Origin of the sequence: Rathayibacter sp. VKM Ac-2927 (genome assembly GCF_022815525.1) — a bacterium.
Classification (GTDB): Bacteria; Actinomycetota; Actinomycetes; order Actinomycetales; family Microbacteriaceae; genus Rathayibacter; species Rathayibacter festucae.
This window is the reverse complement of sequence record NZ_JALGRT010000001.1, coordinates 937051-961672: the sequence shown is the minus strand read 5'-3', so window position 1 is coordinate 961672 and position 24622 is coordinate 937051. Positions and strand designations below refer to the sequence as shown.

Sequence of the window (24622 nt, the reverse complement as noted above, 5' to 3'; positions counted from 1 at the left end):
GTTGGGGTGGTTCAGCCCCAGAGACGCGGCTCGGATCCGGACCCGCCGGTCCCGCTCCCTCCGCTTCGAAAGGCTCAGCAATGCCCGCGCCCTCCTCCTCCCGCCGCTGGTGGGTCCTCGTGATCCTCGCGATGACCCAGCTCGTCGTCGTCCTCGACGGCACGATCGTCACCATCGCCCTGCCCGCCGCGCAGGCCGACCTCGGCCTCACCGACGTCGAGCGCCAGTGGGTCGTCACCGCCTACGCACTCGCCTTCGGCGCCCTCCTCCTGCTCGGCGGCCGCATCGCCGACTACACGGGCCGCAAGCGCACCTACCTCATCGGCATGGTCGGCTTCGGCGCGGCCTCGGCCTGGGGCGGCGTCGCCTCCTCCGGCACCGAGCTGATCGCCGCCCGCGGTCTGCAGGGCGCCTTCGCCGCGCTGCTCGCCCCGGCCGCCCTCGCGCTGCTCACCGTCTCCTTCCCGGGCGGGCGCGAGCGCAACACCGCCTTCGCGGTCTTCGGCGCGGTCGCCGGAGCGGGCGCCGCGGTCGGCCTCGTCCTCGGCGGTCTGCTCACCGAGTTCGCCGACTGGCGCTGGTGCCTCCTGGTCAACGTCCCCGTCGTGCTGGTCGGCGTCGTCGCCGGCGCGCTGCTGGTGACCGAGAGCCGCGCCGAGGGCCGCAACCGCTTCGACATCGCCGGCACGATCACCGTCGCGCTCGGCCTCGCGAGCCTCGTCTACGGCTTCACGCTCGCCGAGCAGGGCTGGCTCCGCGTCGACACCCTCGGCTTCCTGCTCGCCGGTGTCCTGCTGCTCGCGGTCTTCGTCCGCATCCAGGCCCGCTCCGACCACCCCCTGCTGCCCCTGCGCATCGTCACCGACCGTATCCGCGGCGGCGCGTTCCTGATCCAGGCCATCGTCGGCAGCGTCATGATCGGCTCGACCCTCTACCTCACGCTGCACCTGCAGCTCGTGCTCGGCCTCGCGCCGCTCGAGGCCGGCCTCGCGAACCTCCCGATGACCGTCACGATCATGATCGTCGCGGGCATCGCCACCAAGCTGCTGCCGACCGTCGGGCCGCGCCTGCTGATGATCGTCGGCCCGCTGATCGCGGCCGCCGGCCTGCTCTACCTCAGCCGCATCACCGCGGACGGCTCCTACCTCGTGCAGGTGCTGCCCGGCCTGATCCTGCTCGGCGTCGGCATGGCGATGATCTTCGTGCCCGTGCAGAACGTGGCGCTGACCGGGATCGCCGGTCACGACGCCGGTGCCGCGGGAGCGACCGCCAACGCCGCGATGCAGATCGGCGGCTCGATCGGCCTCTCCGTCTTCACCACGATCTACGCCGGAGTCGCGGGGGAGCAGTCCTCGCCGGTCGCCTTCGTCGACGGCTACTCCGCGGTGTTCGTCGCCGCGGCCGTCGGCCTGGTGCTCGCTGCGGTCATCGCGTTCACGATGATCCGGATCAAGAGGGAGCAGTTCCTCGCGCAGGCTCCGCGGGAGGCCGTCGCGCACCTCGGCTGATTAGGCTGGAGAGGACATGCGCGCCCTCACCGACCAGCAGATCCGCGACTCCTTCGTGAACGCCTCACGCAAGGAGGTCGCGGATCTCTCGCTCCCCGCCGGCTTCGACGACCTCGACTGGGAGTCGTTCGACCATCTCGGCTGGCGCGACAAGAAGATCGGCCGCCGCGCCTACGTCGTCGTGCCGCTCGAGGACCGGCTGGTGGGCGTCCTGCTCCGCCAGGCCGACGCGAACCCGCGCTCGCGGGCGCAGTGCTCCTGGTGCCGCGACATCCGCCTGCCCAACGACGTGGTCTTCTTCGGCGCGAAGAAGGCCGGCCCGGCCGGGCGCGCGGGCGACACCCTCGGCACGCTGGTCTGCGCGGACTTCCAGTGCTCGGCCAACGTCCGCACCCGGCCCTCGGTCGCCTACGTCGGCTTCGACGTCGAGGCGGCGAAGGCCGAGCGGATCGCGACCCTGCGTGCGAAGACGACCGGCTTCGTCCGCGAGGTGCTCGGCGAGAGCTGAGCCGCCGCCCTCAGTGCCGCCGTCTCAGCGCCGCGTCGACGCGCGGACGTGCATCCGCTCGCCCTGGCGCCCGAACAGGCTGAGGAACTCGACCTGCTGCTCGTCGGCCCGGCCGAACCAGTGCGGCACCCGGGTGTCGAACTCCGCGGCCTCGCCCGCCGGCAGGACGATGTCGTGCTCGCCGAGCCGCAGCCGGAGCCGGCCGATCAGCACGTAGAGCCACTCGAAGCCCTCGTGCGTGCGCTGCTGCTCCGGCGCGGGAATCGGTCCGGCGGGGATCGTGGTCTTGAAGGCCTGCAGGGCGCCCGCGTCGCGGCTGAGCGGCTGGATCCGCATCCCGTGCCGGGTGAACGGCCGCCCGTGCACGCGCGGGTCCTCGGGCGCGGCGCCGACCAGCTCGTCGAGCGGCGTGCCGAGGGCGCGGGCGATCGGGAGCAGCAGCTCGAGTGTCGCGCGCCGGCCGCCGCTCTCCAGACGGGAGAGCGTGCTCGCGGAGATGCCGGTCTCCGCGGCGAGTGAGGCGATCGTGCGGTCGCGGCGCAGGCGGAGGCGCTTCAGCCGCGGTCCGACAGCGGCGACGATCTCGTCGTCGGAGGGAGTGTCGTGCTCGGGGTGCATGCCCCGATCCTGGCACGCGGGCCGCGCGGTCGTGCCGGAACGGCACGGATCCTCGACGCGACCGCCGCCGCCGCCGGATGCTCGGGACATGACCGCTTCAGACCTCCCCGACGTCCTCATCGCCGGCGCCTCCTTCGCCGGCCTCGCCGCCGCCACCGCCCTCGGCCGCAGCCTCCGCGACGTGCTCGTCGTCGACGGCGGGCCGCCCCGCAACGCGCCCTCACCCGGCGCCCACAACGTGCTCACCCGCGACGGCACCGCGCCGGTCGAGCTCGCCCGCCTCGCCCGGATCGAGGCCGAGGGCTACGGAGTGCGCGTCGTCCCGGGGCGGATCGTGTCGGCCTCGACCGCCGACGGCGGCGTCACCGCGACCCTCGCCGACGGCACCGTGCTCCGCGCCCGCCGCCTGCTGCTCGCCAGCGGCTCCACCGACCGGCTGCCCGGGATCCCGGGGCTCGCCGAGCGCTGGGGCCGCGACGTGCTGCACTGCCCGTACTGCCACGGCTTCGAGGTGCGCGGGCGCCGGATCGCGGTGCTCGGCAGCGGCTTCTCCGGCCACCAGGCGCAGATGTTCCGCCAGCTCAGCGACCGGGTGTCGATCCTCACGAACGGCGTCTTCGCGCCGGGGGCGGAGGAGGCCGAGGGACTCGCCGCCCGCGGCATCGAGCTGATCGACGGCGCCGTCACCGAGGTCCTCGTCGAGGACGACCGCCTGGTCGGCGTCGTCGTCGACGGCCGCCGGATCGAGCTCGACGCGCTGGTCGTCGGCCCCCGCGTCGAGGGCAACCTGCCCGACGGCCTCGGCCTCGAGCTCGTCGACCACCCCTCCGGAGCCGCCCGGCACCTCACCGTCGACCCGATGGGCCGCACCACCGCGCCGCGGGTCTTCGCCGCCGGCTCGCTGGTGAAGCCGATGTCGCAGGTGATGGCGGCGGCCGCCGACGGCCTGCGCGTCGCCGCCGCGATCAACTACGACCTCATCGAGGAGGAGATCGCCGCCGCGGTCCGCGCCACGAGGGGCTGACCGGCGCTCGGGGTCGTCGGCCGGTGAATACTGGACCGATGACCCCGCCGCGCCCCCTCGAGCAGTCCTCCAAGCTCCGCAACGTCCTCTACGAGATCCGCGGCAAGGCGCTCGTGGAGGCGTCGCGGCTGGAGAGCGAGGGGCACCGCATCCTCAAGCTGAACACCGGCAACCCGGCCGGCTTCGACTTCGAGGCGCCGCACCAGATCGTCCGCGACATGATCGCCGCGATGCCCAGCGCGCACGGCTACAGCGACAGTCGGGGGATCCTCTCGGCCCGCCTCGCGGTGACCTACCGCTACGAGGAGGTCCCCGGCTTCCCGCCGGTGGATCCGGAGTGGGTGTTCCTCGGCAACGGGGTGTCCGAGCTGATCACGATGACGCTGCAGGCGCTGCTCGACGACGGCGACGAGGTGCTGATCCCGGCGCCCGACTACCCGCTCTGGACGGCGATGACGAGCCTCGCCGGCGGCACCGCGGTGCACTACCGCTGCGCGGAGGACGACGGCTGGCAGCCCGACCTCGAGGACATCCGCTCGAAGATCACCGCGCGCACGAAGGCGATCGTCGTCATCAACCCCAACAACCCCACCGGCGCCGTCTACACCCGCGAGGTGCTCGAGGGGATCGTGGCGCTCGCCGAGGAGCACTCGCTGCTGCTGCTCGCCGACGAGATCTACGACCGGATCCTCTACGACGACGCGCAGCACATCCCGCTGGCGTCGCTCGCACCCGACCAGCTCTGCCTCACCTTCAACGGGCTGTCCAAGACCTACCGCGTCGCCGGCTACCGCTCCGGCTGGCTCGCCATCACCGGGCCGCGCGAGCACGCCGCGGGGTTCCTCGAGGGGATCACCCTGCTCGCCTCGACCCGGCTCTGCCCCAACGTGCCGGGGCAGTACGCGGTGCAGGCGGCGCTCTCGGGCGTGCAGTCGATCGAGGCGCTGATCGCGCCCGGCGGTCGGCTTCGGCGCCAGCGCGACGCCGCCTGGAAGGGGCTGCAGGCGATCCCCGGAGTCTCCTGCGAGCTGCCGATGGGCGCGCTCTACGCCTTCCCGCGGCTCGATCCGGAGGTGCACGAGATCCGCGACGACGGGCGGCTCGTCTACGATCTGCTGCTCGCGGAGCACATCCTGCTGGTGCCCGGCACCGGCTTCAACTGGCCGACGCCCGATCACCTGCGGATCGTGACGCTGCCGGAGGAGCGGGTGATCTCGGAGGCGATCGAGCGGCTGGGGAACTTCCTGTCGTCGTACAAGCAGTAGCCGCTCAGACCCTGCGGTACTCCAGCTCCGGCCGCCCCGGCGAGCCGTAGCGCGGGGCCCGCTCGGCGAGGCCCGAGTCGGCGAGGTGCTCGAGGTAGCGCCGCGCGGTGACCCGCGAGACGTCGAGCCGGGCGGCGAGCTCCCCGGCGGACAGGCCGACCGGGCCGAGCAGCGCGGTCACCGCGTCGAGCGTCTCCGCCGAGAGTCCCTTCGCCAGCCCGGGTGCGTTGGAGGTCCGCAGCGCGGCGAAGGCGCCGTCGACCTCGTGCTGGCTCGCGACGTCGGCGCCGTGCATCCGCTCGCGGTACTGGCGGTAGCTGGCGAGCTTCGCCGCGAAGACGCTGAAGACGAACGGCTTGATCAGGTACTGCACGATCCCGGCGGCGACGGAGGCGCGCACCACGGCCGCGTCGCGCACGGCGGTGATCGCGATCACGTCGACGTCCAGGCCCGCGGTGCGCACGGCGCGGCAGAGGTCGAGCCCGCCCATGTCGGGCAGGTTCATGTCGAGCAGGATCAGCGCGATCGCGGGATCGGCGCGCAGGGCCCGGATCGCCTCCGCGCCGCTGCCGGCGACCGCCGCGACCTCGAAGCCCTCGACGCGCCGGACGTAGTCGGCGTGCGCGCTCGCGGTCAGCGGCTCGTCCTCGACGACGAGGACGCGGATCGGCGCGGCGGTCACCGGGGCGCCCCGGCCGGGTCCCGCAGCGGCAGCTGCACCGTGAACACCGCGCCGACGTGCCGGGTCACCTCGATGCTCCCGCCGAGCCGCTGCACCACCTGCTGCACCAGCGCGAGGCCGATGCCGCGGCCGAACGCGTCGGACTCCTTCGTCGAGTAGCCGCGCGCGAAGACGTCGGCCGCCTCCGCGACGCCGGGTCCGCTGTCGGAGACCTGCAGCACCAGCTCGGCGCCCTCCGCACCGGACGCCTCGGCCAGGCCGAGGTAGACCTCGACCCACGGCTCGCGGTCGGCGGCGGAGGAGGCGGCCGCGTCGAGCGCGTTGTCGATCAGGTTGCCGAGCACGGTCACCAGGTCGCCGGGCTCGAAGCCCTGCGCGCCCGGCTCGAGGTGCGTCTCGAGGTGCAGCTCGACACCGCGCTCGCGGGCCTGAGCGGCCTTGCCGAGCAGCAGCGCGGCGATCACCGGCTCCTGCACCGAGCCGAGCACCCGGTCGGCGAGCCGCTGGCTGAGGTTCAGCTCGCCGGCCGCGAAGGCGAGCGCCTCCTCCGGCCGCCCGAGCTCGATCAGCGAGGCGATGGTGTGCAGGCGGTTGGAGAACTCGTGGGTCTGCGAGCGCAGCGCGTCCGAGAGGGTGCGCATCGACTCCAGCTCGCCGGACACCCGCTGCAGCTCGGTGCGGTCGCGGAGCGTCGTGACGGTGCCGAGCGGCCGGGCACCGGGGGAGGCGGCCGGCCGCTCGTTGACCACGAGGATCCGCTCGTGCGCCACGACCAGGCGGTCGGCGACCGGCTCGTCGGCGAGCAGCACCGTGCGCAGGGCGTCGGGGAGGTCGAGCTCGGCGACGGGCACGGGGATCGACACGCCCTCGAGGCCGAGCAGCTCGAGCGCGTGGTCGTTCGCGAGCACCAGCCGCCCGCGGTCGTCGACGAGGAGCAGCCCCTCGCGCACCGAGTGCAGCACCGACTCGTAGTAGGCGAAGACCTGGCTCATCTGCTCGGGCCCCCGGCCTCCCGTGACACGGCGGAGGTAGCGGGCGAGCAGCCAGGAGCCGATGCCGCCGAGCGCCACCGCGCCGAGGACGCCGCCGGCGACGACCTGCAGGCGGGGGAGGAAGGAGGCGTCGACGCGGCTGAGGGTCACGCCGGCCGAGACCAGCGCGACGACGGTGCCGTCGGCGCTCTCGATCGGCGCGACGGCGCGCACCGAGGGGCCGAGGGTGCCGGTGTAGGTCTCGGTGAAGGTGCGGCCCTCGAGTGCCGGGGCGATGGTGCCGATGAACGGCAGGCCGATCTGCGCGCGGTCGCGGTGGGTGTAGCGGGTGCGGTCGGGGTTCATGATCGTGAGGAAGTCGACGCCGGTGTCGGCCATGATCTCCTCCGCGTAGGGCTGGAGCGAGGCGGACGGGTCCGCGCCCTGCGCCGCGTCGAGGACGAACGGGTTGTCGGCGACCGTGCGCGCGACCACGAGGCTCCGCTGGGCGGCGTCGTCGCCGGCGCGCCCGCGGGCGTCGAACGCGAGGACCAGCACCGCGATCGCGCCGATCACGAGGATGCAGATCAGCTGCACGGCGAACAGCCGCGCGGCGATGCTGCCGCGGGGGCTCGTTCCGGGCATCCGACCTCCTCGTCCGCGACCTGGACCTCGACGTCCGTGAACAGCTCGATGTCCGTGAACAGTATGAACGCAACACCGGCCGGGCGACCCGCGGGGGCGAGCATCGTCTCACCCCCTCCCAGCTCGACGAAGAGACAGGACACGCGCATGGCGAAGACGCCCGGCGGCCCCGACCGGCTCAGCCCCTCCCTCACCCCCGTGAAGACCCGCCGGCGGATCGACCGCAACCACTGGCTCTACATCGCCGTGATCATCGCGGTCGTCGCCGGCGTGATCGTCGGCCTCGTCGCCCCCGCGTTCGCCGCGACGCTCGAGCCCGTCGGCAAGGCGTTCGTGGGACTCATCAAGATGATGATCGCGCCGATCATCTTCTGCACCATCGTGATCGGCATCGGCTCGATCGCCAAGGCCGCGACGGTCGGCAAGGTCGGCGGCCTCGCGCTCGGCTACTTCATCGTGATGTCGACCTTCGCACTGGCCATCGGCCTCGTCGTCGGCAACATCCTGCACCCGGGTGAGGGCCTCGACATCTCGAGCGCCACCTACGACACCAGCGACCTCAAGGCCGAGTCGACCAGCGACTTCATCCTCGGGATCATCCCGGTCTCGCTGTTCTCCTCGCTCGTGGACGGCAGCATCCTGCAGACGCTCTTCGTCGCCCTCCTGGTCGGCTTCGCGCTGCAGAAGATGGGCGCCAAGGGCCAGCCGATCCTCGGCGCGATCAAGCAGCTCCAGGTCCTCGTCTTCCGCATCCTCTCGATGGTGCTCTGGGTCGCCCCGATCGGCGCGTTCGGCGCGATCGCCGCGGTGGTCGGCAAGACCGGCTGGGGCGCGGTCGTCGCCCTCGCCACCCTGATGATCGGCTTCTACCTCACCTGCGCGATCTTCGTGGTCGTCATCCTCGGATTGCTGCTGCGCCTGGTCACCGGCGTCAGCATCTTCTCGCTGATGAAGTACCTGGCCCGCGAATACCTGCTCATCGTCGGCACCTCCTCCTCCGAGGCCGCTCTGCCCCGCCTGATCGCCAAGATGGAGCACCTGGGCGTCTCCAAGCCCGTCGTCGGCATCACCGTCCCGACCGGCTACTCCTTCAACCTCGACGGCACCGCGATCTACCTCACGATGGCCTCGCTCTTCATCGCCTCGGCGACCGGCGCTCCGATGTCGATCCCGGAGCAGATCGGGCTCCTGCTCTTCATGATGGTCGCCTCCAAGGGCGCCGCGGGCGTCACCGGCGCCGGCCTCGCCACGCTGGCCGGCGGTCTGCAGTCCTTCCGCCCCGACCTGGTCAACGGCGTCGGCGTCATCGTCGGCATCGACCGCTTCATGTCGGAGGCCCGCGCAGTCACCAACTTCACCGGCAACGCGGTCGCCACCCTCCTCGTCGGCACCTGGACCAAGCAGATCGACATGGTGCAGGTCCGCGAGGTGCTCGGCGGCCGCGCCCCCTTCGACGAGGCCACCCTCGGCGCGGACGAGCACGAGGCCCCCGCCTCGGGCACCTCGATCACCGAGGGCATCGCCTCCATCCAGGACTCGGACGAGGCCGAGCGCACCCGCGCGGAGCTGAGCGCGAAGCGCTAGCCGGCGCAGCCACATGCTGGTCGAGCAGCCGCGGAGCGGCCCCCTCATGCTGGTCGAGTAGCCCCGCAGGGGCGTATCGAGACCCACCGTCTGCACCACGGTGGATCTCGATACGCCCGCTGTGCGGGCTACTCGATCAGCATGAAGGCGCAGGCCGCGCGCTCAGGAAGCGCCGTCAGCTGCGGCGGACGCCCAGCAGCGGCAGGGTCACCGCGCAGAGGGGGCCGATCAGCAGGGCGAAGGCGAGGGTGCCGAGGCCGACGTCGCCGCCGAGGGCCCAGCCGATCAGGAGCACGGTGAGCTCGACGCCGCCGCGGGCCGCCCAGATCGGGACGCCGAGGCGGTTGTGCAGGCCGGTCATCAGGCCGTCGCGCGGGCCGGCGCCGAGGCGGGCGCCGATGTAGATCCCGCTCGCGACGGCCAGCAGCACCAGCCCGCCGGCGAACAGCAGCGCCTTCCCCCACCACTCGGCGGGGACGGCGAGCAGCTCGATCCCGACGCCGATCGTGGTGCCGACCACCAGCACGTTCAGCACCGTGCCGAGACCGGGTCGCTGCCGCAGCGGGATCCACAGCAGCAGGACGAGCAGTCCGATCACGTTGGTGAGCAGTCCGATCCCCAGTCCGGTCTGGCGGGCGACGCCGAGGGCGAAGACGGTCCACGGGTCCACGCCGATCGAGGCGCGGATCATCATCGCGTCCGCGAAGCCGTAGAGCACGAGCCCGACCAGCAGCCGCGGCACGGGTCGCAGCCGCCACTGGCTCACCGGGGGAGCGGGGACGGCGAGGGGCGCGGTGATCGTCATGCCGAGAATCCCATCGCAGGAGTGGCCTTCTCCGCGCGGTCCAATCCGGCTATCTTGGACGCATGGCTGATGTCCACTTCGGCGTTCGCGCCCTGCAGACCCTCCTCGGCGACTGGCGCGAGCAGCGCGGCACCCGCCCGGCGTACCTCGCCCTCGCCGACCGCATCCGCCTGCTCAGCATCGACGGCCGCATTCCGACGGACAGCCGGCTCCCCGCCGAGCGCGAGCTGTCGGCGCGGCTCGGCGTGAGCCGCACCACCGTGGCCGCCGCCTACCGCGAGCTGCGCGACAGCGGCTACCTCGTCAGCGTCCGCGGCTCCGGCAGCGCGACCCGCCTCCCCGGCGCCGCGGTGCACGCCGTGCCGACCCTCGCGCCCGACTTCGTCGACTTCACCAAGGCGGCGCTGCCCGCGGTGCCCGAGCTCGCCGAGGCCTACGCCCGTGCCGCGCGCCTCGCGCCGGAGTACTTCGAGGACGGCTCCTACGACACCGTCGGCCTGCCGCTGCTGCGCCGCGCGATCGCCGAGCGCTACACCCGCCGCGGGCTGCGCACCGAGCCCGGCCAGATCATGGTGACCATCGGCGCGCAGCACGCGATCGCGCTCGTCGCCCGCACCCTGCTCGCCCGCGGCGACCGCGCCCTGATCGAGGCGCCGACCTACCCGCACGCCTACGAGGCGCTCCGGCTCGCCGGCGCCCGCCTGGTGCCGGTCAACGTGGACGGCGCCGACGGCTGGGACGGCGAGGGCCTGATCGCGGCGATCCGCGGCACCAGCCCGACGCTCGCCTACCTGATGCCCGACTTCCACAACCCGACCGGCCGCTCGATGGCCGTGGATCTGCGCGAGCGCGCGATCGCGGCCGCCGCGCGCCAGGGCACGCTGATCATCGCCGACGAGACCACCGCCGAGCTCGACATCGACCGGCGGATGTCGCCGCTGCCGTTCGCCTCCTACGGTCCCGAGGGCACGGTGATCTCGATCGGCTCGGTCGGCAAGACGCTCTGGGGCGGCATCCGGATCGGCTGGATCCGCGCCGAGCGGAGCGTCATCCGGAAGCTCGTCGCCGCGCGATCGGCGGGCGACCTCGGCAGTCCGATCGTCGAGCAGCTCCTGGTCGCCGACATGCTCGGCCGGATGGACGGCGTGCTGGAGCTGCGCCGCGAGCAGCTGCGCGCCGGCCGCGACCACCTCGAGGCGGCGCTCGCCCGCGCGATCCCGGAGTGGAGCGTGCCGCGGGTCTCCGGCGGCCTCTCCACCTGGGTCGGCCTCGGCCGCCCGGCCAGCTCGCAGCTGGCGCTCGCTGCCCGCACCTCGGGACTGCTGATCACCGCCGGCCCGCGGTTCGGGATCGACGGCGCCTTCGAGCGCTTCCTGCGCATCCCGATCGGCTACTCGCCGGAGATCACCGACCGGGCCGTGGACGCGCTCGCCGTCGCGTGGAGTCAGGTGGCGCGCCACCCGGCGGCCGACACCGGCTACCTCGCCGACGTCGTCTGATCCTCCAGGTCCTCCCGGAGGGGGACGAATACTCAGCCAGCTGATGGAAGACTCACGGCGTGCATCTCCTCGCGGTCCTCAGCATGAAGAACCGGGCGCTCATCGCGCTCGTCACGGTCGTCATCGCCGTCTTCGGCGGCGTCGCCCTCACCGGGCTGAAGCAGGAGCTCGCGCCGTCGATCTCCTTCCCGCAGCTGGCGGTGATCTCGAGCTACCCGGGTGCCGCTCCGGAGGTGGTCAACGACGACGTCTCGACGCCGATCGAGACCGCCATCCAGGGGGTGCCCGGGCTCGAGACGACCAGCGCGACCTCGTCCACGAACTCGTCGCTGATCTCCGCCTCCTTCGCCTACGGCACCGACCTGGCGACCGCCGAGCAGAAGATCCTGCAGGCGATCAACCGGATCAAGAGCACGCTCCCGGACGGCGTCGACCCGCAGGTGGTGACCGGCTCGTTCGACGACCTGCCGGTGCTGCAGCTCGCCGTCTCCAGCGACGGCGACGCGAAGGCGCTCGCCGACCGGCTGCGCACGAGCGTCATCCCGGACCTGGAGAAGGTGGACGGCGTCCGCGAGGTCGCGCTGGTCGGCGAGAGCGCCCAGCGCGTCACGATCACCCCGGACGACACGGCGCTCGCCGCGGCGGGTCTCTCGACCGCCGACATCCGCACCGCGCTGCAGCAGAACGGCGTGCTGGTCGCCGGCGGCGAGATCACCCAGGACGGCAGCACCTTCTCGGTGCAGTCCGGCGTCAAGCTCGACTCGACCGACGCGATCGCGGCGCTGCCGCTGATCCCGTCCGCGAGCGCCGCGGCCCTCGCTCCCACGGCGCCCGCCACCGCCCCCACCCTCGGCTCCGTCGCCACCGTCGCCGTCACCGACGCCCCGATCACCTCGATCTCGCGGGTCAACGGCCAGCCGGCGCTGACCCTCTCGATCACCAAGCTCCCCGCGGCGAACACCGTCGAGGTCTCCACCGGCGTCACGGCGCTGCTGCCGGATCTCGAGGCGTCGCTCGGCGAGAACGCGACCTTCACCTCGGTCTTCGACCAGGCCCCCTACATCCAGGACTCGATCGAGTCGCTCGCGCAGGAGGGGGCGCTCGGCCTCGTCTTCGCAGTGCTCGTGATCCTGCTGTTCCTGCTCTCGGTGCGCTCGACGCTGGTCACGGCGATCTCGATCCCGACCTCGGTCCTGATCACCTTCATCGGCCTGCAGACCGCGGGCTACACGCTGAACATCCTCACCCTGGGCGCGCTGACGATCGCGATCGGCCGCGTGGTCGACGACTCCATCGTCGTGATCGAGAACATCAAGCGGCACCTCGACGCGGGGGAGGAGCGCGCGGCGACCATCGCGGTCGCGGTGCGCGAGGTCGCGGGCGCGATCACCGCCTCGACGATCACCACGGTCGCGGTGTTCCTGCCGATCTCGTTCGTCGGCGGCACGACCGGCGAGCTGTTCCGGCCGTTCGCGCTGACGGTGTCGATCGCGCTGCTGGCCTCGCTGCTCGTCGCGCTGACGATCGTGCCGGTGCTGGCGTACTGGTTCCTCCGGCCCTCGAAGCGCCCCGGCGTCCGCGAGGCGGCGCAGGCGGCCCTCGCCGAGGAGCGCGGCGCGGCGGGCGAGACCGTGGTCCCGGCTCCCGAGTCCGAGCCCGAGCACGCCCGCCACAGCGCCCGCGCGACTCCCCGCCGCGCGGCGGGCCTGCAGCGGGTCTACGGCCCCGTGATCGCCTGGACCCTCCAGCACTCGGTCGCGACCGTCCTGCTCGCGCTGCTGGTGCTCGTGGGCACCGGCGCGCTCTACCCGCTGATGAAGACGAACTTCCTCGGGGCGAGCGGTCAGAACACCTTCACCGTCACCCAGACCGTGCCCGACGGCCAGAGCCTGGACGCGCAGGACGCGACCGCGCAGCAGGCCAGTGCGGCGATCCTCGAGGTCGGCGGCGTGCAGACCGTGCAGCTCTCGATCGGCTCGGCGGGCGGCGGGCTGCAGAGCGCGTTCGGAGGCGGAGGCGGCGGCACCTCGATCCGCTACTCCGTCACCACCGACGAGTCGGCCGACCAGGAGACCGTGCAGGCCGACGTCCGCACGGCGCTCGGCTCGGTCGCCTCGGCCGACGACATCAGCGTCGCCGCGTCCTCCGGCTTCGGCGCCTCCTCGAACATCGAGGTCGACCTCTCCACCGCCTCGCAGAGCGATTTGCAGAGCGCGAACGACGCGCTGCTCACGGCGCTGCGCGGCACCGACGGGATCAGCCAGGCCGAGAGCAACCTCTCCTCCTCGCTGCCCTACATCGCGGTGCGGGTCGACCGCGCCGCGGCCGCCGACGCCGGGCTCACCGAGGTCGCCGTCGGCACGCTGGTCAGCCAGGCGCTGCAGCCGACGCAGACGGGCAGTGTCGTGATCGACGACCGCACCCTCTCCGTCTACCTCGCCGACGCGCAGCCGCCGGCCACCCTCGACGAGCTGTCGGCTCTCGAGATCCCGACGCGCACCGGCACGGTGCCGCTCTCCTCGCTCGCCGTCGTCGAGCGGACCGACGGGCCCGCGAGCATCACCACCGAGCGCGGACAGCGCACCGCCACCATCACGGTGACCCCGGAGGGCGACGATCTCGCCTCGGCGAACGTCGCGGTGCAGAGCGCGATCGACGACACCGAGCTGCCGGCCGGCGTCTCCGCCTCGCTCGGCGGCGTCACGGCCGACCAGAGCGACGCGTTCTCGCAGCTCGGGATCGCGCTGCTGGTGGCGATCCTGATCGTCTACGTCGTGATGGTCGCCACGTTCCGCTCGCTCCTGCAGCCGCTGCTGCTGCTGGTGTCGGTGCCGTTCGCGGCGACCGGCGCGATCCTGCTGCAGGTGCTCACCGGCGTGCCGCTCGGCGTGCCCTCGCTGATCGGCGTGCTGATGCTGATCGGCATCGTGGTCACCAACGCGATCGTGCTGATCGACCTGGTGAACCAGTACCGCGAGCGGGGGATGCCCGTGCGCGAGGCGCTGCTGCACGGCACCGAGCGGCGGCTCCGCCCCATCCTGATGACGGCGCTCGCGACGATCTTCGCGCTGCTGCCGATGGCGCTCGGCATCACCGGTCACGGCGGCTTCATCTCGCAGCCGCTCGCGATCGTCGTGATCGGCGGCCTGGTGTCCTCGACGGTGCTCACCCTGGTCGTGCTACCGGTCGTCTACAACCTGGTCGAGGGGTATCGTGAGCGGCGGCGTGCCGCCCGCGCCGGAGAGGCGTCGGCATGAGCGACACAGGATTCAGCACCCCGGCAGTGAAGACCACGGCAGCGGAGGTCGTCGCGGCGGCCCCCGAGACGATCGGCTCCCGCTGGACGAGCGGCCCGGACCGCGCCGCTCGCGCGATCGCCGAGGTCGGCCCCGAGCGCTTCGTCGCCGCGGACCACCGGCCCGGCACCATCCGGCACATCGTGCTGTTCCGCTTCCGGCCGACGGCGCTCGTCGCGGAGGTGGACGGCGTGATCGCAGCGTTCCTCGCCCTCGGCGAGGAGTGCCTGCGCGACGGCCGCCCGTACATCGTCTCGATCGAGAACGGCCCGCAGCTCAGCACCGAGGGCGCGGGCGAGGGCTTCGACCGCGCGTTCCTGCTGACGTTCGCGTCCGAGGGCGACCTCAACTACTACATCGGCCGCCCGGCGGTCGACGGGCCCGGCCTGTTCGATCCCGCGCACGACGCCTTCAAGGGCCTCGTCGGCCCACTGCTCGACACGGCCGGGGTGGTCGCGTTCGATTTCCGTCCCGAGCCGTTCGACGCCGGCGCGCTCGCGAGCTAGGCGCGGGAGCGCGCGCGATGGCGACCCCCGACTTCGTCCTCCGGCTCCGCGAGCAGGTGGGCACCGAGCTGCTCTGGCTGACCGGCGTCACCGCGGTGATCGTCCGCGAGGAGCCGGTCCGCCAGGTCCTCCTGGTCCGGCGCGCGGACACCGGCGCCTGGACCGCGGTCACCGGCATCATCGACCCCGGAGAGACGGTCGCCGGCACCGCGCGGCGCGAGGCGCTGGAGGAGGCGGGCGTCGAGATCGAGGTCGAGCGCGTCGTCTGGCTGCACACGCTGCCGCCGATGGAGTACTCCAACGGCGACCGCGCGCAGTACCTCGACCACGTGCTGCGCGCCCGCTACCTCTCGGGCGAGGCGCACGTCGCCGACGACGAGTCGACCGAGGTCGGCTGGTTCGCCCCCGACGCGCTGCCGCCGATGAGCGCGGAGCACCGCGAGCGGATCAGCCGCGCGCTGTCCGACGAGACGGCCTGCGCCTTCGACTGAGCGCGAGCGCCTTCTCAGACCTGCTCCGAGACGAGCACGGCGCTCGTCCCGGGCTCGAGGGCGTCGAAGACGTGCGGCTCGTCGCCCGGGTAGGACAGGCAGTCGCCGGGCGCGAGCTCGACCGGGGCGTCGGCCGGACCGACCAGGGCGCGTCCGGTGGCGAGGATCAGGTGCTCGACGGTGCCGCGGGCGTGCGGCTCCGAGTTCCGCGCGGCTCCGGGCTCGGCGGTGAGGCGGTACACGTCGCGGCGGGCTCCCGGCGGGCAGGCGCTGAGCAGGGTGGCGGCGTAATCGGAGGCCGCCGAGGCGATGCGCGGCCCGTCCCCGGCGCGGATCAGCTGCACGGAGCGGCGCGGCGGCTCGACCAGGTGCGAGAACGGCACCCCGAGCGCGCCACCGAGCGCCCAGAGCGTCTCGAGGCTCGGGTTGCCCTCGCCGGCCTCGAGCTGCGAGAGCGTCGACTTGGCTATCCCGGCGCGGCGGGCGATCTCGGAGATGCTCAGGCCGAGGCGCCCGCGCTCGCGGCGCAGGGCGGAGGCGACCAGGTCGCGGGGTGAGAGGGCGTCGGTCATCGCACCGATCGCGCGAAGCAGACGCCCGAGTCGTCGCCCACGTGCGCGCCGAAGCCGTCGATCTCGGTGAAGCCGAGCGAGCGGGCGGCGGCGAGGGCCGCCTGCGCCTGGACCGGCACGCGGAAGCGGAGCGTGCGGATGCGCTGCACGCTCGCGTAGGAGAGCGCGGCGGCGACGAGCCGGCGGGCGACTCCGCTCCGCCGCGACTCCGGGGCCACCTCGAGGGCGAGCAGCTCGGCGAAGTCGTCGGGACCGGGCGTCAGCGCCAGCACGCCGATCGGCTGCTGCGCGTCGCGGTCGCGGGCGACGAGGAGCCGGGCGTGCGGTGGAAGGTCGGCGGTGAGCAGCGAGGCGAGCGCCTCCGTCCCCGGCCGCTCCAGCCGGACGACGACCCCGGCGGTCATGACGACGGCGCCGCGGCCGGCTCGGTCTGCGCGGCGGGCTCGAGCGAGAGCGTCTGCTCGGCCGGCGCGTCGAGCTGCTCGTGCAGGAAGTCGACGACGGTGCGGCGGAGCGAGTCGTCGAGCATCGCGATCGAGTGCCGGGTGCCGGGCACGAGGACGAAGTCGACGCTCGCCCCGGCCGCGTCCAGCGCCTCGGCGAAGTCCTGCGACTGGCTGAGCGCCACGCGCTCGCCGGCCGAGTGGGCGATGAGGAAGGGCGGCTCGGAGCCGTCGACGTGCGTGATCGGCGAGGCCTCCTCGGCGACGGCGCAACCGTCGAGGTCGGCGCAGTCGAGGTAGCCGCGGACCGCCGCGCCGACCCCGACGATGGGGTCGTCGTCCGCCAGACCCGCCGCGGTGAGATCCGCGGGGCCGCTGAGGTCGACGACCGCGGCGAGGCGCGAGGTGCCGGCGTCGTCGGCCGTCAGTGCGTCGTCGGTGCCGAGCAGGGAGACGAGGTTGCCGCCGGCCGAGCCGCCGAACGCGGCGACCCTCGACGTATCGATCCCGAAGCGCTCGGTCTGCGCCGGCTCGAGGATCCAGTCGAGGGCGGCCGAGACGTCCTCGATCTGCGCAGGGAAGACGTCGGCCGGGGCGAGGCGGTAGTTCACCGAGACGGCGACGAAGCCCTCGGACGCGAGCCACTGGCAGAGCGGGCGCCAGTTCGGGTCGGCTTTGTCGCCGCGGGTCCAGCTGCCGCCGTGCACGACGAGCACCGCGGGGAGGGCGGCTCCGGCCGCCGCGTCGACGGGCGAGCAGACGTCGAGCGCCTGGCCGGTCGCCTCGTCGTAGACGAGGTCGGCAGTGACGGGGATGTCGTCGTAGGCGGTGACCGCGGCGACTCCGGCCGCCTGGGCGACCGGCTGCGAGACGGGAGCGCTCGAGCAGCCGGCGAGTGCTCCCGCGAGCAGTGCCAGGGTCGCCGCGAAGAGGGCGATCGGTCGCGTGGGTCGGCTGGGCTCGCGCATGGGTGAGGCGAGCATAAGGGAGAAGGCGGCGCCCGCCTAGAGCGACCCCGCGATCAGGGGGTGGACAGCGGTACCGGAGGCCGGTCGTCGCTCTCCTGCCGCTCCTCGGCCACCGGGCCGGGCGCCTCCGCCTGCAGCCGCACGAGCACCACGCCGACCAGGATCAGCGCCCCGCCGCCGAACTGGATCGGCGCCGGCAGCTCCCCGAGCAGGGCCCAGGCGGCGACGATCGAGAACAGCACCTCGGTCAGCCCGACGAACGAGGCGATCCGGGTGCCGAGCCGCGAGCCGCCTTCGATCCCGAGCAGATAGGCGAGCACCGTGGACATGCCGAGGATGACCGCGGCGGGCAGGAACCAGGGCACGTCGTTCCCGACGAAGACGACGTCGCCGAAGGTCGCCCGCAGCGGGACGAGCCCGGTGACGCCGAGGATCAGCAGGAGCCCGGCGCCGACCGTCATCGCCCCGGCGGTGAGCGCGATCGGCGGCAGCTCGGGGTCGATCCGGCCGGCGATCACGTAGTAGACGCAGAGCCCGAGCGAGGCGGTCAGCGCCCAGGCGACGCCGACGAGCTCGGGAGTGGACTCGCCCGAGAGGTCGAGCACGAGCACCAGGCCGGCCAGCGCCAGCGCCGAGCCGGCGACGGTGAAGCGGCCGGGGTGCCGACGGGTGCGCGCCCAGGCGAAGAGGACGAGGAACACCGGAGCGAGGTACTCGATCAGGAGCGCGACGCCGACCGACATGTGCTCGATCGCACTGTAGAAGCAGAGCTGCGCGGCGATCACGGCGAAGACGCCGTAGAGGCCGACCGTGCCGAGGTTGCGGCGCAGCACGTGCCAGCGGCCGCGCAGCGACAGCGCGGCCGGGATCGCGAGGACCAGCGCCGCACCGCCGGCCCGCCAGAGCACGGCGGCGGAGGGACTCCAGCCCGCCTCGAGCAGCGGCTTCACGAAGGGCCCGCCCAGGCCGAACGCGGCGGCGGCGGCGAGGGCCAGGAGCAGGCCGGAGCCGAGCTGCCGCGGTGGCGCAGTGGGAGTCACGTCAGCCTCTTTCAGGAGTCAAAGTCGTTATGCTCGTGACAGTACTGAGCGAACGTGTCAGGAGTCAACATGGTCTTCGCCTATGACGTGGAAGCGGCCCTCACCTCGACGGCCGTCCTGGTCAACACCCTCCCCGAGCTGTCGCAGTCCGGCGAGGACGAGATGGCGTCGATCGAGCAGCTCGACGAGTTCCTGCTGGAGAACCGCTACACCGGCAGCCGCGACGGCTCGACCGCCGAGCTGGAGGCGGTGCGCTCGGTGCGCGCGCCGCTCCGCTCGCTCTGGCGCAGCCGCGCCGAGGAGGACCTGGTCGCCGTCGTCAACGGGATGCTCGAGGACGGCCGCGCGCTGCCGCAGCTGGTGCGGCACGGCATCTTCGGCTGGCACCTGCACGCGACCCGCGACGAGAGCCCGCTGGCCACCCGCATCGTGGTGGAGGCGGCGATGGGCTTCGTCGACGTGATCCGCGGCGACGAGCGCGACCGGATCCGCATCTGCGCGGCGGACGACTGCGAGGCCGTGCTCGTCGACTTCTCCCGCAACCGCTCGAAGCGCTACTGCGACACCGGCAACTGCGGCAACCGCGCGAACGTCGCGGCGTACCGGGCGCGGCGGGCGTCGAGCTGAGCGGGCTGGGGCCAGGTGGTGCCCTAGCCAGCGCCCGGGGTCGCGTGTAAACTCTCTGGGTCGGCTCTTGACTCCGTGCGTCGCCGCGCGGATGGGTTTGTCAGTCAAGCGGGCCGGATCTCCGACAGTCGTCGCGAGATGAATCACATGTGTGAATCGGCCCCGGTCAGCGTCTCAGAGCAGCGACTCACCCGGGTTCCCGCAGCGCCCTGTCCGTTCGCACCCCACGAGGGTGATCGATCGGCGTGTGCCTGCTCGCGCAAGACCTGAACCCAGGAAGCAGCCATGCCCAAGAACAAGAAGCCCGCCGGCGGACGCCCCGCCAAGAACTTCGAGCCCAACCGCTTCGGCGCCTCGAGCGGCAAGTCGCAGCTCGGCGGTCGCCCGCGCTTCGCGGCGCCGAAGACCGGCTCGCGCAGCGAGGGCCACCGCGGCTACCGCCCCGTCGACGAGAACGCGCCCAAGAAGGCGCGCTGGAACGCCGAGGAGCGCGCCGCCAAGCTGACGGAGCGCGGCGAGACCCGCGGCGAGTCCCGCGGCAACGACCGCGGCGAGTCCCGCCCGGCCCGCAGCTACGACCGCGACGACCGTCCGGCTCGCTCGTACGACCGGACGGACCGTCCCGTGCGCTCGAACGACCGCGACGACCGTCCGGCGCGTTCTTACGACCGGAGCGACCGTCCCGCGCGCAGCTTCGACCGCGACGCGCGTCCGGCCCGCTCCTACGACCGGACCGACCGTCCGGCCCGCTCGAACGACCGCGACGACCGTCCGGCGCGTTCCTTCGACCGGAGCGACCGCCCCGCGCGCAGCTTCGACCGCACGGACCGCCCGGCGCGCTCGTTCGATCGCGATGCGCGTCCGGCCCGCTCGAACGACCGCGACGACCGTCCGGCCCGTTCCTACGACCGCTCCGACCGCCCCGCGCGCAGCTTCGACCGCACGGACCGCCCCGCGCGCTCCTTCGACCGCGACGCCCGCCCGGCCCGCTCGTTCGACCGCGACGCCCGCCCGGCCCGCTCGTTCGACCGCACCGAGCGCCCGGCGCGCGGCTTCGACCGCGGCACCGAGCGCCCCGCCCGCGGCGGCTACGACCGGAACGACCGCGGCCCGCGCCGCGACTCCGGCTCGGACTTCTACCCCAAGCGCGACGGCCGCGCCTCGCACCAGGCCGACGACGTCGTGCTCGAGCGCCTCGAGGCGACCGCCACGCTCGCCGTCGACGTCGAGGGCGTCAGCTTCGGCGACCTCGGTCTCGGCGCGAACATCGTCCGCCAGCTGACCCAGATGGGTGCGGCCTCGCCGTTCCCGATCCAGGCCGCGACGATCCCCGAGGTCCTCGCCGGCAAGGACGTCCTCGGCCGCGGCAAGACGGGCTCGGGCAAGACGATCGCGTTCGGCGCCCCCGTCGTCGAGCGCCTGATGGAGAACGACGGAGCCAAGGGCCGCAAGCCCGGCCGCGCCCCGCGCGCCCTCATCCTCGCGCCGACCCGCGAGCTGGCGATGCAGATCGACCGCACCATCCAGCCGATCGCCCGCTCCGTGGGCCTCTTCACCGCGACGATCTTCGGCGGCGTGCCGCAGTACAAGCAGGTCGGCGCCCTCCAGCGCGGCGTGGACATCATCATCGCCACGCCGGGCCGCCTCGAGGACCTGATCGAGCAGGGTCGCCTCGACCTCTCGACCATCACCGTGACCGTCCTCGACGAGGCCGACCACATGTGCGACCTCGGCTTCCTCGAGCCGGTGCAGCGCATCCTCCGCCAGACCAAGCGCGGCGGCCAGCGCCTGCTCTTCTCGGCCACCCTGGACAAGGGCGTCGCGACGCTCGTCGACGAGTTCCTCGTCGAGCCGAGCGTGCACGAGGTCGCGGGCGAGGACCAGGCGTCCTCGAGCATCGACCACCGCGTCCTGCTGATCGAGCACCGCGACAAGGGCGCGATCATCGAGGAGCTCGCGGCGCGCGCCGGCAAGACGCTGATCTTCGCCCGCACCCGCGCGTTCGCGGAGCAGCTCGCCGAGCAGCTCGAGCACGCCGACATCCCGGCGACCAGCCTGCACGGCGACCTCAACCAGTCCCGCCGCACGCGCAACCTCGCGTTGCTGACCAGCGGCCGGGTCGACGTCCTCGTCGCGACCGACGTCGCCGCGCGCGGCATCCACGTCGACGACATCGACCTGGTGATCCAGGCCGACGCCCCCGACGAGTACAAGACCTACCTGCACCGCTCCGGCCGCACCGGCCGCGCGGGCAAGAAGGGGACGGTCGTCACGCTGATCACGCGCAACCGCCGTCACCGCATGGAGGAGCTGCTCGAGCGCGCCGAGATCCGCGCCGACATGATCCAGGCGTACCCGGGCGACCGGGTGCTGGCGGAGATCAGCGCCGGCGAGTAGAGCTCTCGCGCGAGAGCGCGGAAACGCCGAAGGGCGGACACCCGGTAGGTGCCCGCCCTTCGGCGTTTCTTAGTGCGTGCGGTCTGACGACCGCGTCCGGCTTAGGAGGCCGGGGGAGTCAGAACGGTGTCGATGAGGTACACGGTCGCGTTGGCGGTCTGGACGCCGCCGCAGATGACCTTGGAGTCGTTGACCATGATGTCGTCGCCGGAACCGGTGACGGTGACGTCGCCGCCCTGGACGGTGGCGTGCGTGCCGTCGATGTCGTCAGGGGCGATCTGGCCGGGGACGACGTGGTAGGTCAGGATCGAGGAGAGCGTGGCCGCTCCCTCGGGGGTCTTCAGCGTCTCGAGCGTCGCGGCGTCGAGCTTGGCGAACGCGTCGTCGACGGGGGCGAAGACGGTGAACTCGGCGCTGTTCAGCGTGTCGACGAGGTTGACGTCGGGGTTGAGCTGACCCGAGACCGCAGCGGTCAGGGTGGTGAGCAGCGGGTTGTTCGACGCGGCGGTGGCCACCGGGTCGAGGGCCATTCCGCCGACCGAGCCGGCGCCGTCCGGGACCTGCTCGGCGTACGCGGCGCAGCCGGAGCCGACGAGGTTGGCGGCCGGGTCCATGGTCGCCATGGGGGTGGCGGACTCGGTCATCATCGGGGTCGACATCTCGGAAGCGGTGTCGCTGGCGGCGTCGGTGGTGCCGGCGCCGGACGAGCAGGCGGTGAGACCGAGGGCGGCGGTGCCGAGCAGGGCGAACGCGGCGAGGGTGGTGCGCTTGGTGGATCGCATGGGGATGCTCCTTCGTGATACGGCCCCCACGGGATGCGGAGGACCTGGCTGTGTGTGGACCGTTTCGCGGCCGTTGAACAGTCTTCGGAGCCCTCCCCGAGGGGGTTTGGAATCGATCGAAGCAATCGGGTCACGGGTTCATAACGGCGGAGGCAGGGCGATTACCCTGGATGTCGGTCCGCGCACGCGGTGCGTCACGAGAGACCAGCGACACGAGAGACCAGGAGTCGAGCAGGTGCAGACGCGCAGGGCACGGACGGCACGCGGAGTCGTCGCCGCCGTCGCCGCGACCGCGACCGCCGCCGCCTCGCACACCCTCGCCGGCGCCGAGGCCCCCGCTCCGGCGATCCTCGCGCTCGCCACCGCCTTCGCGGCCGTCGTCTGCGTCCTGCTCGCCGGTCGCACGCTCTCGCTCGCGCGCCTAGCGGTGGCGGTGCTGCTCAGCCAGCTGGCCTACCACTCCCTCTTCCTGGTGACCGGCGGTGGCGGTGACGTCAGCGTCGTGGGCGCCACCGCCGGCGGCCACTTCCACGGCGGCGGAACGGTCGAGCTGATCGCGGGGGCGTCGGGTCACGCCGCGCACACCCCGCTGATGCTCCTCTCGCACCTGGTGGCCGCCGTCGTCACCGTCGCGGCGCTCCGCCACGGCGAGCGCGTCTTCTGGACCCTCGGCACCGCCGTGCTGCGCGTCGTCGTGCGCCTGGTCGCGCGAGCGTCCGCCCTGCTGGCACCGCTCGGCGCCTCGGTGGCCGTCCTCGGCGCCGTCGAGCCGAGCGCGCCCCGCGCCCTCGACGCGGTCCTGCGGGTCCTGCGGCACCGCGGCCCGCCCGCGCGCGCCCTGCTCGCCGTCTGACGTCCCGCCCGCTCGAGTGGGCCATGTCCGCCGGTGAGCCCGCGCGCACCGCGATCCCGCGCTGCGCCCTCACCCTTCTCGGTGCCGCCCTCTCGCGGCTGCGCCGACTCCCGCTAGGACTCCTCACGATCATGACCACCACCCGCACCTCCTCCTCTGCCTCCGCCTTCTCCTCCCGCGTCCGCCTCGTCGGCGGCGGTGCGCTCGTCGCCGCGGGCTCCGTCGCCCTCGCGCTGGCCGCTCCGACGGCCGCGAGCGCGCACGTCACCGCCGCGGCCTCGAGCACGGCCGCCGGCTCGTACACGGTCGTCACCTTCTCGCTCGCCCACGGCTGCGAGGGCTCGCCGACGACCGGCCTCAGCATCACCATCCCCGAGGGGATCAACTCGGTCAGCCCGACCGTGAACCCCAACTGGGACGTCGTGAAGAACGAGGTCGAGATCGCCGACCCGGTGACCGACTCGCACGGGAACACCGCGACCCAGCGCGTCTCCGACGTCGTCTACACCGCGAAGACCGCGCTCGCGGACGGCTACCGCGACACCCTCTCGCTGCAGCTGCAGCTGCCGGTGGACGCGGCCGGCTCGACCCTCGAGTTCCCGGTGCTGCAGACCTGCGAGACCGGCTCGACCGCCTGGGACCAGCCCACCGTCGAGGGCGAGGACGAGCCGGAGCTGCCCGCGCCGACCGTCGCCGTGACCGCGGCGATGGAGGGCTCCGGCCACCACGACGACGACGGCGACGGTGACGACGCGGTCGCGACCACCGCCTCCGCCACCACCGCGGCCGGCCAGAGCGACGACGTGCTCGCGCGCGTCCTCGGCGTCGGCGGACTCGTCCTGGGTGCCGTCGGCGTCGCCTTCGGTCTCGCCTCGCGTCGCCGCAGCCCGAAGGCGTCCGCGTGACGGTCGCCCACCGGAAGGGCGGACGCCTCGTCCTCGCCGCCGCCGCCGCCGCGATCGGGCTGATCGGCTCGGTCGCGGTGGCGGCGCCCGCCAGCGCCCACAACTACCTCGTCTCGACGACGCCCGCCGTCGACTCGACGGTGACCGAGCAGCCCGGCACGCTCGCTCTGACGACCAATGACGACCTGCTGGTCCTCGGCAACGACGGCGCCGCGGCGGCCCTGCGCGTCGTCGGGCCGGACGGCCTCTACTACGGCGACGGCTGCGTCAGCGTCGTCGGACCGGAGGCGTCGATGCCGCTCGAGCTGGGCGCGGCCGGTGCCTACGAGGTGACCTGGCAGGTCGTCTCGACCGACGGGCACCCCGTCTCCGGACAGTACGGCTTCGACTGGCAGCCGGGAGCGGACGTCGCCCTCGCCGAGGGATCGGAGTCGGTCCCCGACTGCAACGGCACCGTCGCGGTGTCCGACGCCTCGGCGCCGTCCGCGGAGGAGGCGGAGGCGGCGACGGGGTCGGACCCGGCGCTGCTGGGCGACGTGCTCTGGATCGGCGGCGCGCTCGTGGCCGTCGTCGCGGCGATCGGGATCACGCTGCTCGTGCTGCGGAGGCGTCCGCAAAGCTGACCTCGGGGCG

At 73.2% G+C, this 24622-nt stretch carries 23 protein-coding genes; 14 read left to right on the top strand and 9 right to left on the bottom strand.

The window, feature by feature from the left end; genetic code table 11:
• Positions 1–80: 80 nt before the first annotated feature.
• Together MT353_RS04595 and MT353_RS04590 are read left to right on the top strand one after the other, a co-directional pair.
• Positions 81–1508 (top strand): MFS transporter, encoded by a 1428-nt coding sequence (locus MT353_RS04595; RefSeq protein ID WP_243600459.1) that lies wholly within the window; start codon positions 81–83, stop codon positions 1506–1508.
• A 16-nt stretch (positions 1509–1524) separates the two neighbouring features.
• Entirely contained in the window at positions 1525–2016 is a 492-nt protein-coding gene (locus MT353_RS04590) for an FBP domain-containing protein (protein ID WP_243600460.1), read from the top strand.
• A 24-nt stretch (positions 2017–2040) separates the two neighbouring features.
• Here MT353_RS04590 and MT353_RS04585 read toward each other — a convergent pair whose 3' ends face one another.
• Positions 2041–2634 carry a helix-turn-helix domain-containing protein gene (locus MT353_RS04585; protein WP_243615258.1) on the bottom strand — a complete coding sequence of 198 codons (594 nt, stop codon included), beginning with the start codon at positions 2632–2634 and terminating at the stop codon, positions 2041–2043.
• 88 nt (positions 2635–2722) lie between these two features.
• Here MT353_RS04585 and MT353_RS04580 point away from each other — a divergent pair, with 88 nt between their 5' ends.
• Together MT353_RS04580 and MT353_RS04575 are read left to right on the top strand one after the other, a co-directional pair.
• Positions 2723–3658 carry an NAD(P)/FAD-dependent oxidoreductase gene (locus MT353_RS04580; RefSeq protein ID WP_243623699.1) on the top strand — a complete coding sequence of 312 codons (936 nt, stop codon included), beginning with the start codon at positions 2723–2725 and terminating at the stop codon, positions 3656–3658.
• 38 nt (positions 3659–3696) lie between these two features.
• Positions 3697–4923: a pyridoxal phosphate-dependent aminotransferase gene (locus tag MT353_RS04575; protein ID WP_123701857.1), complete on the top strand. Its 1227-nt coding sequence runs from the start codon at positions 3697–3699 to the stop codon at positions 4921–4923.
• Between the two features lie 4 nt (positions 4924–4927).
• Here the strand turns inward: MT353_RS04575 and MT353_RS04570 are convergent, their stop codons facing one another.
• Entirely contained in the window at positions 4928–5605 is a 678-nt protein-coding gene (locus MT353_RS04570; protein WP_243600462.1) for a response regulator, read from the bottom strand.
• Positions 5602–7221, bottom strand: a complete 1620-nt coding sequence (locus tag MT353_RS04565; RefSeq protein ID WP_243623698.1) for a sensor histidine kinase — start codon at positions 7219–7221, stop codon at positions 5602–5604. Before MT353_RS04565 ends, MT353_RS04570 begins: the two co-directional genes overlap by 4 nt.
• A 147-nt stretch (positions 7222–7368) precedes the next feature.
• Here MT353_RS04565 and MT353_RS04560 point away from each other — a divergent pair, with 147 nt between their 5' ends.
• Positions 7369–8805 carry a cation:dicarboxylate symporter family transporter gene (locus MT353_RS04560; protein ID WP_243600464.1) on the top strand — a complete coding sequence of 479 codons (1437 nt, stop codon included), beginning with the start codon at positions 7369–7371 and terminating at the stop codon, positions 8803–8805.
• A 175-nt stretch (positions 8806–8980) separates the two neighbouring features.
• On the opposite strand, the gene MT353_RS04555 is transcribed toward MT353_RS04560, so the two are convergent.
• The gene (locus MT353_RS04555) at positions 8981–9610 is read right to left on the bottom strand and encodes a hypothetical protein (RefSeq protein ID WP_308197506.1); all 630 of its coding nucleotides are present in this window, start codon (positions 9608–9610) and stop codon (positions 8981–8983) included.
• A 62-nt stretch (positions 9611–9672) separates the two neighbouring features.
• On the opposite strand from MT353_RS04555, the gene MT353_RS04550 reads away from it, so the two are divergent.
• The 4 genes from MT353_RS04550 to MT353_RS04535 are packed head-to-tail and all read left to right on the top strand — an operon-like array spanning position 9673 to position 15402.
• Positions 9673–11109: a PLP-dependent aminotransferase family protein gene (locus MT353_RS04550; protein WP_123734923.1), complete on the top strand. Its 1437-nt coding sequence runs from the start codon at positions 9673–9675 to the stop codon at positions 11107–11109.
• Positions 11110–11168: 59 nt separating this feature from the next.
• Positions 11169–14366, top strand: a complete 3198-nt coding sequence (locus MT353_RS04545) for an efflux RND transporter permease subunit (protein WP_243623697.1) — start codon at positions 11169–11171, stop codon at positions 14364–14366.
• Positions 14363–14911, top strand: a complete 549-nt coding sequence (locus tag MT353_RS04540; protein ID WP_243600466.1) for a Dabb family protein — start codon at positions 14363–14365, stop codon at positions 14909–14911. The genes MT353_RS04545 and MT353_RS04540 overlap by 4 nt, the downstream gene beginning before the upstream one ends.
• Positions 14912–14928: 17 nt before the next feature.
• Positions 14929–15402 carry an NUDIX domain-containing protein gene (locus MT353_RS04535; protein ID WP_243600467.1) on the top strand — a complete coding sequence of 158 codons (474 nt, stop codon included), beginning with the start codon at positions 14929–14931 and terminating at the stop codon, positions 15400–15402.
• A 14-nt stretch (positions 15403–15416) separates the two neighbouring features.
• On the opposite strand, the gene MT353_RS04530 is transcribed toward MT353_RS04535, so the two are convergent.
• The 4 genes from MT353_RS04530 to MT353_RS04515 are packed head-to-tail and all read right to left on the bottom strand — an operon-like array spanning position 15417 to position 18425.
• Complete coding sequence (locus MT353_RS04530) at positions 15417–15974, bottom strand: helix-turn-helix domain-containing protein (protein WP_243600468.1); 558 nt, start codon at positions 15972–15974, stop codon at positions 15417–15419.
• A complete protein-coding gene (locus MT353_RS04525) occupies positions 15971–16378 on the bottom strand; it encodes a GNAT family N-acetyltransferase (protein ID WP_243623696.1) in 408 nt (135 codons plus the stop codon). The genes MT353_RS04530 and MT353_RS04525 overlap by 4 nt, the downstream gene beginning before the upstream one ends.
• Positions 16375–17385 carry an alpha/beta hydrolase gene (locus MT353_RS04520; protein ID WP_243623695.1) on the bottom strand — a complete coding sequence of 337 codons (1011 nt, stop codon included), beginning with the start codon at positions 17383–17385 and terminating at the stop codon, positions 16375–16377. Before MT353_RS04520 ends, MT353_RS04525 begins: the two co-directional genes overlap by 4 nt.
• Before the next feature lie 53 nt (positions 17386–17438).
• Positions 17439–18425, bottom strand: a complete 987-nt coding sequence (locus MT353_RS04515; protein ID WP_243623694.1) for a DMT family transporter — start codon at positions 18423–18425, stop codon at positions 17439–17441.
• 69 nt (positions 18426–18494) lie between these two features.
• Here MT353_RS04515 and MT353_RS04510 point away from each other — a divergent pair, with 69 nt between their 5' ends.
• A complete protein-coding gene (locus tag MT353_RS04510; RefSeq protein ID WP_123444915.1) occupies positions 18495–19052 on the top strand; it encodes a CGNR zinc finger domain-containing protein in 558 nt (185 codons plus the stop codon).
• A 285-nt stretch (positions 19053–19337) separates the two neighbouring features.
• On the top strand, positions 19338–21449 hold the full coding sequence (locus MT353_RS04505) for a DEAD/DEAH box helicase (RefSeq protein WP_243623693.1): 2112 nt from the start codon (positions 19338–19340) through the stop codon (positions 21447–21449).
• A 101-nt stretch (positions 21450–21550) separates the two neighbouring features.
• Here MT353_RS04505 and MT353_RS04500 read toward each other — a convergent pair whose 3' ends face one another.
• The gene (locus MT353_RS04500; protein ID WP_123444917.1) at positions 21551–22231 is read right to left on the bottom strand and encodes a fasciclin domain-containing protein; all 681 of its coding nucleotides are present in this window, start codon (positions 22229–22231) and stop codon (positions 21551–21553) included.
• Between the two features lie 235 nt (positions 22232–22466).
• On the opposite strand from MT353_RS04500, the gene MT353_RS04495 reads away from it, so the two are divergent.
• Genes MT353_RS04495 through MT353_RS04485 form a run of 3 tightly spaced genes read left to right on the top strand, consistent with a single transcriptional unit; the run spans position 22467 to position 24612 of the window.
• Positions 22467–23084 carry a hypothetical protein gene (locus MT353_RS04495; protein WP_123444918.1) on the top strand — a complete coding sequence of 206 codons (618 nt, stop codon included), beginning with the start codon at positions 22467–22469 and terminating at the stop codon, positions 23082–23084.
• A gap of 23 nt (positions 23085–23107) precedes the next feature.
• The gene (locus MT353_RS04490) at positions 23108–23989 is read left to right on the top strand and encodes a YcnI family protein (protein WP_243623692.1); all 882 of its coding nucleotides are present in this window, start codon (positions 23108–23110) and stop codon (positions 23987–23989) included.
• A complete protein-coding gene (locus MT353_RS04485; RefSeq protein WP_243623691.1) occupies positions 23986–24612 on the top strand; it encodes a copper resistance CopC family protein in 627 nt (208 codons plus the stop codon). Before MT353_RS04490 ends, MT353_RS04485 begins: the two co-directional genes overlap by 4 nt.
• Positions 24613–24622 lie beyond the last annotated feature (10 nt).